This window comes from Vibrio sp. 1751 (genome assembly GCF_033339895.1).
In the GTDB taxonomy this organism is placed as follows: Bacteria; Pseudomonadota; Gammaproteobacteria; order Enterobacterales; family Vibrionaceae; genus Vibrio; species Vibrio alginolyticus.
Genome location: NZ_JAWOVM010000013.1, coordinates 76,825 through 87,728 on the forward strand (window position 1 = coordinate 76,825; position 10,904 = coordinate 87,728).

General features: G+C 45.1%; 13 protein-coding genes. 10 read left to right on the forward strand and 3 right to left on the reverse strand.

Translation table 11 applies throughout. The features are described 5' to 3' along the window. Positions 1 to 68: 68 nt before the first annotated feature. The 3 genes from R7041_RS07320 (at position 69) to R7041_RS07330 (ending at position 2,306) form a co-directional block, all read left to right on the forward strand. Positions 69 to 359, forward strand: coding sequence for a co-chaperone GroES (locus R7041_RS07320; RefSeq protein WP_005373989.1), 291 nt, complete (start codon positions 69 to 71; stop codon positions 357 to 359). A 33-nt stretch (positions 360 to 392) separates the two neighbouring features. Beyond that, positions 393 to 1,991 (forward strand): chaperonin GroEL, encoded by a 1,599-nt coding sequence (groL, locus tag R7041_RS07325; protein WP_005388702.1) that lies wholly within the window; start codon positions 393 to 395, stop codon positions 1,989 to 1,991. Positions 1,992 to 2,096: 105 nt separating this feature from the next. Then, a complete protein-coding gene (locus R7041_RS07330; protein WP_005373984.1) occupies positions 2,097 to 2,306 on the forward strand; it encodes a hypothetical protein in 210 nt (69 codons plus the stop codon). Between the two features lie 131 nt (positions 2,307 to 2,437). On the opposite strand, the gene R7041_RS07335 is transcribed toward R7041_RS07330, so the two are convergent. Then, entirely contained in the window at positions 2,438 to 3,049 is a 612-nt protein-coding gene (locus R7041_RS07335) for a LysE family translocator (protein ID WP_064369419.1), read from the reverse strand. Positions 3,050 to 3,158: 109 nt separating this feature from the next. On the opposite strand from R7041_RS07335, the gene R7041_RS07340 reads away from it, so the two are divergent. Continuing rightward, the gene (locus R7041_RS07340; protein WP_064369418.1) at positions 3,159 to 4,049 is read left to right on the forward strand and encodes a LysR family transcriptional regulator; all 891 of its coding nucleotides are present in this window, start codon (positions 3,159 to 3,161) and stop codon (positions 4,047 to 4,049) included. Positions 4,050 to 4,108: 59 nt separating this feature from the next. After that, positions 4,109 to 4,480: a VOC family protein gene (locus R7041_RS07345; RefSeq protein WP_005373979.1), complete on the forward strand. Its 372-nt coding sequence runs from the start codon at positions 4,109 to 4,111 to the stop codon at positions 4,478 to 4,480. A gap of 98 nt (positions 4,481 to 4,578) precedes the next feature. Here R7041_RS07345 and R7041_RS07350 read toward each other — a convergent pair whose 3' ends face one another. After that, a complete protein-coding gene (locus tag R7041_RS07350; protein WP_017635120.1) occupies positions 4,579 to 4,800 on the reverse strand; it encodes a hypothetical protein in 222 nt (73 codons plus the stop codon). 122 nt (positions 4,801 to 4,922) lie between these two features. On the opposite strand from R7041_RS07350, the gene R7041_RS07355 reads away from it, so the two are divergent. Then, positions 4,923 to 5,450, forward strand: a complete 528-nt coding sequence (locus R7041_RS07355) for a TetR/AcrR family transcriptional regulator (protein WP_005373975.1) — start codon at positions 4,923 to 4,925, stop codon at positions 5,448 to 5,450. Positions 5,451 to 5,494: 44 nt separating this feature from the next. Here the strand turns inward: R7041_RS07355 and R7041_RS07360 are convergent, their stop codons facing one another. Next, positions 5,495 to 6,445: a helix-turn-helix domain-containing protein gene (locus R7041_RS07360; protein WP_042523326.1), complete on the reverse strand. Its 951-nt coding sequence runs from the start codon at positions 6,443 to 6,445 to the stop codon at positions 5,495 to 5,497. A 184-nt stretch (positions 6,446 to 6,629) separates the two neighbouring features. Here R7041_RS07360 and R7041_RS07365 point away from each other — a divergent pair, with 184 nt between their 5' ends. The 4 genes from R7041_RS07365 to R7041_RS07380 all read left to right on the forward strand — a co-directional run. Beyond that, a complete protein-coding gene (locus tag R7041_RS07365) occupies positions 6,630 to 8,042 on the forward strand; it encodes an ethanolamine ammonia-lyase subunit EutB (RefSeq protein ID WP_005373972.1) in 1,413 nt (470 codons plus the stop codon). After that, positions 8,035 to 8,919, forward strand: coding sequence for an ethanolamine ammonia-lyase subunit EutC (gene eutC, locus R7041_RS07370; protein ID WP_064369417.1), 885 nt, complete (start codon positions 8,035 to 8,037; stop codon positions 8,917 to 8,919). Before R7041_RS07365 ends, eutC begins: the two co-directional genes overlap by 8 nt. An 11-nt stretch (positions 8,920 to 8,930) precedes the next feature. Next, positions 8,931 to 10,334, forward strand: coding sequence for an ethanolamine permease (eat, locus tag R7041_RS07375; protein WP_005373969.1), 1,404 nt, complete (start codon positions 8,931 to 8,933; stop codon positions 10,332 to 10,334). A 187-nt stretch (positions 10,335 to 10,521) separates the two neighbouring features. After that, positions 10,522 to 10,904, forward strand: a 383-nt coding sequence (locus R7041_RS07380) for an NAD(P)H-dependent flavin oxidoreductase (RefSeq protein WP_318128604.1), incomplete at its 3' end; no start/stop codon positions are given.

The window sequence follows — 10,904 nt, forward strand, 5'->3', positions numbered from 1 at the left end:
GACTCGCAAATCCATCTTGATGTTTATTTTGTCTTTTATTTTTGGTTCCAAGTAGGAGGCACTTAAAAATGAAAATTCGTCCTTTAAATGACAAGCTAATTGTTGAAAGACAAGAGGTGGAAAATAAATCTGAAGGGGGAATCGTTTTAACTTCTCAGTCGGTGAAAAAATCAAACCGCGGGAAAGTCATTGCTGTTGGTTTAGGTAAACGTCTTGAAAATGGCGAACGCGCTGCGATGGAAGTCAAAGTGGGCGACCAAATCATTTTCAATGACGGTTACGGCGTGAAAACCGAGAAAATTGACGGCGCAGAATACTTAATTCTGTCCGAATCTGATGTGTTAGCAATCGTTGAGTAATTATTTTTGTAGTAGTTTTTTGAGGAGATAACCATGGCTGCAAAAGACGTATTATTTGCTAATGACGCACGTCAAAAAATGCTGAAAGGTGTGAACTTACTGGCGGACGCAGTAAAAGTGACACTAGGCCCGAAAGGCCGCAACGTTGTGCTTGATAAATCTTACGGCGCGCCAACCATCACCAAAGATGGCGTGTCTGTAGCGAAAGAAATCGAACTGAAAGATAAGTTCGAAAACATGGGCGCACAAATGGTGAAACAAGTGGCGTCCAAAGCGAATGATGAAGCGGGGGACGGTACAACGACCGCTACCGTACTGGCGCAATCTTTCATCAATGAAGGTCTTAAAGCGGTAGCCTCTGGCATGAACCCAATGGACCTAAAACGTGGTATCGACAAAGCCACTGAAGCGGCGGTTGAGAAACTACGTGAAATGTCTAAGCCATGCAGCGACAAAGAATCTATCACCCAAGTGGGTAGCATTTCTGCAAACAGCGATCGCGCGATCGGTGAAATCATTGCAGAAGCGATGGAGAAAGTGGGTCGCAATGGCGTGATTACGGTTGAAGAAGGCCAAGGTCTAAACAACGAATTGTCTGTGGTTGAAGGTATGCAATTTGACCGCGGTTACTTGTCGCCATACTTCATCACTAACCAAGAAAATGGCAGCGTCGAGCTAGACAACCCTTACATCCTATTGGTGGACAAAAAAGTCAGCAGCATCCGCGAGCTATTGCCTGTACTAGAAGAAGTGGCGAAATCTTCTCGCTCGCTATTGATCATTGCTGAAGACATCGAAGGTGAAGCGCTAGCGACATTGGTTGTGAACAACATGCGCGGCATCGTGCGTGCGACCGCGGTGAAAGCGCCTGGCTTTGGTGACAACCGTAAAGCGATGATGGAAGACATTGCGGTACTAACTGCTGGTACGGTCATCTCTGAAGAAATCGGCCTAGAGCTCGAAAAAGCAACGTTAGAGCAACTAGGTAGTGCGAAGAAAGTGACCATCACCAAAGACACAACAACCATTGTGGGTGGCGCAGCAGAAGCAAGCGCGATTGCTGATCGTGTGGCTTCGATTGAAAAACAAATCGAAACAACCACCTCTCAATACGATAAAGACAAGCTTCAACAACGTGTTGCGAAGCTTTCTGGCGGCGTAGCGGTGATCAAGATCGGCGCTGCAACCGAAGTTGAGATGAAAGAGAAGAAAGACCGCGTGGACGATGCACTACACGCTACTCGCGCAGCGGTTGAAGAAGGTATTGTTGCTGGTGGTGGTGTTGCTCTAACTAAGATCGCGAAAGAATTGGCGGATCTAAAAGGCGACAATGATGACCAAAACGTGGGTATCCGAGTTGCCCTACGTGCAATGGAAGAGCCTCTTCGTCAAATCGCAACTAACGCAGGTGACGAAGCTTCTGTTGTGGCGAACGCTGTTAAAGCGGGTGATGCCGATTACGGTTACAACGCTGCAACAGGTGAATACGGCAACATGATCGAAATGGGCATCTTGGACCCTGCTAAAGTAACACGTTCAGCGCTTCAATTCGCAGCGTCTGTTGCTGGCTTGATGATCACCACTGAAGCGATGATCACCAACCACGTTGAAGACAAAGAACTTGATATCTAACGTCATCAACCGTTAGTGATTAAGTAAGCGTTAAAATAACAATAACATTGCAAAACCTAAGCGGGCTCGCTTGAGCCCGCTAATCAGTCATTTGAGGTAAGTGTTATGACCCGTTTACCTGCGTTTTCTTTCTCAATATCTGAGCCGGGCGGTAATGAAGCTTCGTCAACGTGGCCGACTGCTATTCACTTCCCCCTCGTTCCAGCTGGGCCAGAGTTTTCGATCGAAAATGCTCTGCCTAAACGTCCGACGGTGACGATATTCACTATCGATCTGTCTCAGTTATTTAAAGGGGACGCTCGGGTCATCCATTAACTGTATCGAAACAGCCAGCGTACGTTGGCTGTTTTTTTCTAATTTAAAGTATTGATAATGTAGATTTTTAATTGATTACTGCCACTTGTTCAATGATCAATTTGAATTGGGATAATCGGACCGCAAGCGCACTACACCTTTAAGCCCAGCATTGCGCCGAAAATGATTAATCCCGCCCCACATGCTTGATTGAGTCGATGCTTAATCTTCAACAAGAAAGCTTGTAGCTGGGATGACGTGAATAAAACAGCAACGATAGAAAACCAAATACCATGCAGCGCAATCATATAAATCCCGTAAAAAAAGGCGATGTGTTGCTGATTAGAGTCGGGAGAAATCACTTGGCTAAAAATACTCAGAAAAAACAGCATCGTCTTGGGATTGAGTAAATTACACAGAAATCCCTGCATGAAAAATCGCCACATTGAATACTCGCTCTGTTGAACGGTTTCTGAGTTTGATGCAGGTTGCGAGGAGAATATTCCTTTAATCCCAAGGTAGACAAGATAAGCGGCCCCAAGATAGCGCACGAGATTAAACAACCATTCATTTTGTGAAATTAAGTAACTGATCCCCAGCATGGAGTAAGCGATGTGGATGCTTATCGCCATGCTGATACCAATCGCACTGTATACGCCTGCTTTTCGTCCTTGATTTAAGCTATTTCTTAATACCAAAACAAAGTCTGCGCCAGGGCTAATAACAATAATCACACCTAATAACGCAAGAGTTACAAATTCCATATCGATTTCCTGTTTGAATGATGAAGTCTGGGATGTAGCGGAATTGTAGGCGTCTTTATTACTGACTATAATCGAAAAATATTCCCATATTGGTGAGAAAAACTCACAGATGCGTCACCTGAAATCTTTTTATGTCTTCCACGTTGCGGCGAGTTCTTCAAGCTACACTGAAGCGGCTGACAAACTGAACATTACCCACGGAGCCGTGAGTAAGCAGATCAAGCAACTTGAGCAATATCTGTCTCAACCTTTGTTCTTCAAAGAGGGCAGGAAAGTCGTGTTGACGGCAGAAGGCGAATTACTCAAGACATACACAGAAACGGCATTCCAAACGCTAGAAACAGGCGTGAATACGCTTATGCAAGAGAAGCATCAGCATCTTGAAGTGTCTTGTGAACCGACATTAACCATGCGCTGGTTGATGCCAAGGTTGGCCGCGTTTAATGATGAACACCGTGCTGATGTTCGTTTGTCGACGGCTGGTGGCCCGGTAACATTAGGATCAACTGGGCTTTCGATGGCGATTCGTCGAGACGATTTTGCGCAGCATCACGATTACGACAAAACCATTCTTGTGGAAGAGTGGGTGGGGCCGGTATTTTCTCCTGAGTATTGGCAATCCATTAAAGACAATTTGAAAGCAGCTCGATTGTTGAATAGCCAAACCAGACCGAATGCTTGGGCGGATTGGCAGCAATCAACACGTTGTGAAACTTTCAACGGCAACACTCAGCAATCATTCGCGCATTTTTATTTTTGCATACAAGCAGCGGTGGACGGCTTAGGCGTCGCAATGGGATCGTATCCTTTTGTCATGGACGATATTAAGCGTGGTAATTTGGTCGCACCATTTGGGTTTTCTCCATCAAGTTGCAATTACGTTTTATTGAGTCAAGATAAAAAGCGTACAGAACTCGAACATAAATTTATCACATGGTTACAAACGCAAATGGCAGAGTGTGTGCCACTGTCATCACAGCAGATTACGCAAGGCGAATAGAAGGCATAGAGCGAGATTACGTCAGTCAGTTTTATGGAAAAAGGCTTAGGAAATTGGAAATGGAAAACCTCAATATTGTTGAAATCAAATCATTTGTTCCGGCGAAAGATTACGCGCTATCAAAACGCTTTTATGAGGCGATTGGCTTTGAAATGGCATCGGACTTCGGTGATGTAGCATACTTCTCTCAAGGTAGCTGCGCGTTTCTTTTACAGAATTTTTATGAGCCAGAACACGGCAATAACTTCATGATGCACTTGCTCGTAGAAGACGCAGAAAGCTGGCATCAGCACTTATCCAAAGTGGGTCATGAAGAATTTGGTTCGCGTTTGACTGAGCTGGTCGAGCAACCTTGGGGCATGCGCGAATGTTGTTTGTTTGACCCTAGTGGCGTTTTATGGCGAATTGGTCAGAACATGAATACTGACTAACGCCAGTCTTATTTTCACCACATCTACGCGCAGGTATTGAGATCTCGATATCTGCGCGTTTTCTTTTTTACTTAGCCTTGCCAACGTTTGTAGCGCACTCACGCCTTTTTCGAGGTGGTGTGCGATGGGCTAACGCCAAAAAACTCCTCAAGCAGCATGGCTTTGAGTTCTGCTCTGACTTCTGCGCCACCGATTAACGCCAAAAGTGCGAGTCCTCCTGGAATAAGGATGACCATTAATATCGGTCTTAAAATATACGAAAAGCAGAAGATGGTCGGGAAGAAAATCAATCCTTGGCCTAGTTTGTTTAATACGTACATGAGTGATTCCTTTTGTTTTTATATAAAATGAGCATGCTCAATTTTATAAATGAGCGCGCTCAATTTGTCAATCTCAACCACGCAAGGTATGATCTTTTCAGGCTCATTAAGCAGACACATCAATGACGAAGCGACAACAAACCAGAGATAAAATTCTAAAAGCCGCATGGGCATCTTTTGCTCAAAATGGCTATGACATGACGACCACAAGGCAGATAGCGAGAGAAGCAGGAGTAGCCGATGGCACAGTGTTTAGCCATTTCCCGACTAAACTGTCGATTTTGCGCGAAGGGATGCTGGCGCAACTGCAACAGATCAGCCAAGAAACGCTAGTCAGTGTGGAAGGTAAAACCGATATCGACATTGGTTTGGCGCTGACGGAGAAATACTATCGCTACTATTTTGCGAACGTTGAGCTGAGCCGAGCTTTGTTGAAAGAGGTGATTTGGGATTTGGATTATTATCAGTCGTTTAACCAAGCTTTGTTTCAATCTGTAAACGGAAGCTCCGTCCTTGAGGGAAAAATACCGCTGATTTTTGATTGCTATTTTATGACGTTAATCTCGCACTTGAGCCGTGCAGAACCGGATGTTGAAGCGGCACTTGAAGAGCTTCATGCTAAGTTTCAGCAAATCATTGCGACTGCATAACATGGCCCCAACGCAGGATCTGAAAGAATATACTGCCTGTCATCTTATTTGCTGGACTCCCATTTTCTCGTTTCAGTTGGTGTCTCACCAAATAGCCGCTTGTAGCTTTGACTGAACTGCCCGAGATGGAAAAAACCAAAGTCAAAAGCGATTTCTGCAATTGTTCGATTATCTTCAGGGCTTTGTAGCACTCTACGTACTTGATTCAGGCGCATTCGATGTATGAACTGCTTTGGGGAAGTATTACAGCAATGTTCAAAGGTGTACTGTAGTGTGCGACGACTGACGTGTACTGCATCACACAGTTCACTGACGGTTATCGGTGTACGGTAGTCTAGATCCTGTAGCTGTTGTTTTATACGGTGCATCACGTGTTGACGATGAGAGATTGATATCGGATGGCTCGTGTGCAGTGAACTGAGTGAGAACAGCTCCAGCACAATATCTTTTAAGATTGCTTGATGTGTGGTTTCAGACCATCTTGGTTTGGCGGAACCAAGTAACATGCCTAAGTAGTATTTAAGTTGTTGAATGTGTTTTTCCGTCAAACCCGTTAAGTGTAATGTGTTGTTTTGGATACTCCCAAGCTCAAGTTGATTTTCTATGATGTGAACGAAGTTTTTGTCGAGCACTATTCCATAGATAGAAAACTGCTCCGGTGTCATTAACTCAAAATCAGCGCCACCTTGCCTAAGCAAAAGTTGGCTTGAATTAAACTGACTGTGATTTAGGTGTAGCGGCTTATTTTCCGCACTCAAACCCAACCAAATACCTCCCTCTTCAACCCTGCATTGCTGTCTTAGCGAGCGGTTACTGTCTTCACGAAATACATGGAAATTGGGAAATCGTCGTTCTCGAATTTGACCTAAAAATCGACCATCGCTGAGTTGGTCATATTCCTGTTGCCAGTTTATCAGACTCGCAGCTTGTTGGTTTGCATCCTTAGTGTGATGGATGCACAGCATTGGTGCAGTTTGGGGCATTTGGTTACTCATCCTTGTGATGCTCATTCCTTTTTTGTGAGTCATGTTGGAGCAGTATTTACATAACTCATTGTTTATTATTGGTTTATAAATGTTGCCAGTTTTTGATAACGCTACGGAACACATTTGGCAATACTTTCTTAAAGCTTATTGATAGTTCAGCAAAAAGCGAACCAAATAGTGAAGAGGAAGAGCAATGACGGCAACTTATCGTCGGCAACAAGGAAGTAAAGTCTATACCTTTAAGTCATTAGCTGACTTGATGGCGAAAGCGACACCGGAGCGCTCAGGCGATGCGTTAGCCGGGGTTTGTGCTCAGTCAGCGGCAGAACGTGTAGTCGCACAAATGGCGCTGTCTGAGTTACCACTTAAAACGTTTCTTAACGAGGCGGTTATTCCATACGAAAGCGACGATATCACTCGCCTAATTATCGATACGCATGACCTTGAAGCCTTTAAGCAGATTGAGCACTTGACGGTCGGAGATTTTCGAAATTGGCTGCTGAGTGAAGAAGCCGATGGTGAAACGTTGGCTAAAATTCGTCAAGGTTTAACACCAGAAATGGTGGCCGCAGTCAGTAAGATTATGCGCAACCAGGATTTGATTCTCGTTGCTAAAAAATGCCAAGTTGTCACGGCTTTTCGGAATACGATTGGTTTGCCGAGTCGCCTGTCTACTCGCTTACAGCCGAATCATCCCACTGATTCTCTCAATGGTATCGCAGCGACCATTTTTGATGGTCTGATGTACGGAAATGGCGATGCGGTTATCGGTATCAATCCGGCAACAGATAATGTGCCTCAAGCTATCAAGTTAATGAACTTAATGGATGAGGTGATTCAACACTATCAAATACCGACTCAGTCTTGTGTGTTAACTCATGTAACGAACACGATCGAAGCCATTGAAATGGGCGCACCAGTCGATCTCGTTTTTCAGTCGATAGGCGGCACGCAAGGGACGAATGATACCTTCGGAATCGACTTGTCGATTTTGAAAGAGGCCCATGAAGCCGCGTTGTCTTTGAATCGAGGTAGCGTAGGAAACAATGTGATGTATTTTGAAACCGGACAAGGTACCGCGCTGTCTGCGAATGCATTTCATGGGGTCGATCAACAGACTTGTGAAGCCCGTGCTTATGCTGTCGCGAAACAGTTCGATCCTTTGTTGGTTAATACAGTTGTTGGGTTTATTGGCCCTGAGTATCTGTTTGATGGCAAACAGATCATTCGTGCTGGGCTTGAAGATCATTTTTGTGGGAAGCTGCTTGGTTTACCCATGGGTTGCGACATCTGTTACACCAATCATGCCTATGCCGATCAGAATGACATGGATAATTTGCTGACACTGTTAGGCGTGGCCGAGTGCTCTTTCATCATGGGTATTCCAGGGTCTGATGACATCATGCTCAACTATCAAACTACCTCATTTCACGATGCCCTTTACGCAAGAAAAGTACTCGGTCTGAAGCCAGCTCCAGAGTTTGAACAATGGTTAATGGAGATGCAGATTTTCGAGAGCGTGCAAGACGTTCGGTTAAGTGAGCAAATCTCTCGCTCGTTTTCGGGAGCAATTAATCAACTGAATAAGGGGTATTCTCATGGGTAAAGTAATCACCATTGCTCAGTCCCCACAAGGTGAGTCTGAAGTTGTCACACACAACCCTTGGGGCAAGTTACGCGACTTCACCTCTGCTCGGATCGCTCTGGGTCGCAGCGGAAACAGTGTACCAACCAACGAGTTACTCTCATTTCAGCTGGATCATGCCCAAGCTATGGATGCAGTGCATTGCAGTTTGAATATTGAGTCTCTCGTTGCTGGTTTGTCGGACTCTTACTCGATTCTTGAAAATACCTTAGAGCCTCCAGTGGTAGTGAGCAGCCAAGTGAGTGATCGGCTTATGTACTTGCAAAGGCCCGATTTAGGACGGCAGCTCGATGAATCTTCTTGGAAAACGCTCAACTCGATAGCAAATGAGCATAACACTGACATTGATCTTGCGATTGTTATTGCTGATGGACTTTCTTCCGTCGCAATTCAAAACCATGCCGTGCCTGTTGTTACGCGATTGATTTCTCTTTTAAGCGCTGATGATGAACATCAATGGAAATTCACACCTATCACAATCGTAAAGCAAGGAAGAGTAGCGGTAGGGGATGATGTTGGTGAATGTTTTAACGCTAAGGCCGTGCTGGTTTTAATTGGAGAGAGGCCCGGTCTAACTTCTCCGGATAGCATGGGTATGTATCTCACTTGGGGGGCTAAACGAGGCTCTAAAGATTCCCAAAGAAACTGCATTTCCAATGTGCGCCCTCAGGGGCTCAACTATGACGATGCCTGTGAACGCGCATTTTACTTGCTCAAGGAAGCTCGAAAATTACAACTGTCAGGAGTGAATCTGAAAGATCGCTCAGATATCAATGAGCCAAGTGGCGCAAGCGTTGAAGATAAACACAGCGACAACTTTTTAATTTCATCAAAGTAGAAGGATTTACTATGTCTAAACATCAGGAGTACTTGGCCAAAAGGCAGCTAAAAAGAGGCACCGCAGGTTGGATTTTACTTGCTGGCTTAGGTGTCTCGTATGTTATATCTGGTGACTTCGCCGGTTGGAACTTTGGCATCGCTCAAGCAGGATGGGGAGGCTTTCTTATTGCTGCTATCGCGATGGCAGTAATGTATTTCACGCTAGTATTGTCTTTAGCTGAAATGTCTGCGGCTATTCCTGCTGCGGGTGGTGGTTACAGCTTCGCAAGACAGGCGATGGGGCCGACAGGCGGCTTTTTCACTGGCTTATCAGTTTTGATTGAATATGCGCTCGCGCCTGCTGCGATAGTGATTTTTATTGGCTCAGCCGTGAATGAATTGGTTGGTATCGATGGCCCTGTTGTTTACGCACTTTTCTACGCCGTCTTTATCGCTATTCATATGGCAGGTGTTGGCGAAGCTCTCAAAGTGATGATGGTCATCAGCGGTTTGGCTGTGCTAGCTATTCTCATTACTGCTGCTGTGCTTATTGGTCACTTTGATGTTAATAACTTATTCGATATTGCTCCGGCGACGGCTCAGGCAACAGAAATCTTGCCGTTTGGGTGGTATGGCGTATGGGCTGCGTTGCCATTTGCAATGTGGTTGTTTCTTGCGGTTGAAGGTGTGCCTTTAGCGGCAGAGGAGGCAAAAAATCCGGCAAAAGATGTTCCCAAAGGCATCATTGGTGCGATGCTGTTTTTATTGCTAACCGCAACTCTCGTAGTCGTCCTTTTGGCTGGTGCGGTTGGCTCAAAGGTCATAGGCGATAGCGCGGTGCCATTAGTTGACGCCCTAAAGCTTACGGGCAATTCAACGGTAGCAATGGCCGTGAACTTACTTGGATTGGCTGGCCTTATCGCTTCTTTCTTTTCAATCATTTATGGTTACAGTCGCTTGGTGTTTGCGCTTTCCCGCGCGGGTTATTTACCGCAAACTTTGTCATTAACCAGTGACAAAAAAGTGCCTTCTCGTGCGCTTTTGGTTCCGGGCGTTTTTGGGTTCTTGGTTTCACTTACGGGTGAGGGGGACTTAATCTTGGCGATGGCTGTTGTCGGTGCGACTGTATCGTACGCATTAATGTCCTTGAGCCATATTTTATTGCGAATTAAACAGCCGGAATTAACTCGTCCATATAAAACGCCTGGTGGGATAATTACTTCGAGTATTTCTCTGGTGCTTTCTTTGATCGCAATGACAGGTGTTTATGCTTTTGATCCCTCAGCCTTTTTCATGACAATGGGATTGTTTCTTATCGGTGGTGTTTATTATGGGTTATACAGCCGCAACAAACTGGTGGCAGCAACCGCCGAGGAAGAGTTTGCCATGCTGTCTGTAGCAGAGCTAGAGCTTGAATCAGATGTCGTACGATAGTCACTTTGATTCTTGTTATTCAGCATATTAAGGGAGCCATAGGCTCCCTTTGTCATTTCTATCAAAAGTGCATAGCGCACAAATGCATCACTTTAACTTTATAAGTGTTTAATCATGTGAAAGTCTAGTCTGGATAACGATGGCGCAGATCCATCACAGGTAAAGGTTAAGTTTTCAAGGAAAGATCATGATAAACAAGGTATTTAATACACTTTTGGGAACAGAGTTACCGATTATTCAAGCGCCAATGGCCGGTGTGCAAGACAGCCAAATGACCATCGCCGTCAGTAATGTTGGCGGGCTTGGCTCGTTACCTTGTGGAATGCTGAACAAAGACGCCATCGTAAAAGAACTTCAACTTATCAAGCAGGCAACTAACCGACCGTTTAACCTCAATTTCTTTTGCCATGAAATGCCGGAGTATGACGCCAACAAGCACGAAAAGTGGCAAAAAACGCTGCAACCGTATTTTTCCGAGGTTGATGCAACCGTTCAGGCTCAGCCAAACGCTCCGACAAGGATGCCTTTCAATCATGATATTGCTGACGCGATTGAACCATTTGCACCGCC

Excerpts from the sequence above, each read along its gene's own strand:
- R7041_RS07335 (WP_064369419.1), bottom strand. The coding sequence starts at position 3,049 with ATGGAATTTGTAACTCTTGCGTTATTAGGTGTGATTATTGTTATTAGC.
- groL (WP_005388702.1), top strand. The coding sequence starts at position 393 with ATGGCTGCAAAAGACGTATTATTTGCTAATGACGCACGTCAAAAAATG.
- R7041_RS07340 (WP_064369418.1), top strand. The coding sequence starts at position 3,159 with ATGCGTCACCTGAAATCTTTTTATGTCTTCCACGTTGCGGCGAGTTCT.
- R7041_RS07345 (WP_005373979.1), top strand. The coding sequence starts at position 4,109 with ATGGAAAACCTCAATATTGTTGAAATCAAATCATTTGTTCCGGCGAAA.
- R7041_RS07320 (WP_005373989.1), top strand. The coding sequence starts at position 69 with ATGAAAATTCGTCCTTTAAATGACAAGCTAATTGTTGAAAGACAAGAG.
- eutC (WP_064369417.1), top strand. The coding sequence starts at position 8,035 with ATGGGTAAAGTAATCACCATTGCTCAGTCCCCACAAGGTGAGTCTGAA.
- R7041_RS07360 (WP_042523326.1), bottom strand. The coding sequence starts at position 6,445 with ATGAGTAACCAAATGCCCCAAACTGCACCAATGCTGTGCATCCATCAC.
- R7041_RS07355 (WP_005373975.1), top strand. The coding sequence starts at position 4,923 with ATGACGAAGCGACAACAAACCAGAGATAAAATTCTAAAAGCCGCATGG.
- R7041_RS07330 (WP_005373984.1), top strand. The coding sequence starts at position 2,097 with ATGACCCGTTTACCTGCGTTTTCTTTCTCAATATCTGAGCCGGGCGGT.
- eat (WP_005373969.1), top strand. The coding sequence starts at position 8,931 with ATGTCTAAACATCAGGAGTACTTGGCCAAAAGGCAGCTAAAAAGAGGC.
- R7041_RS07350 (WP_017635120.1), bottom strand. The coding sequence starts at position 4,800 with ATGTACGTATTAAACAAACTAGGCCAAGGATTGATTTTCTTCCCGACC.
- R7041_RS07365 (WP_005373972.1), top strand. The coding sequence starts at position 6,630 with ATGACGGCAACTTATCGTCGGCAACAAGGAAGTAAAGTCTATACCTTT.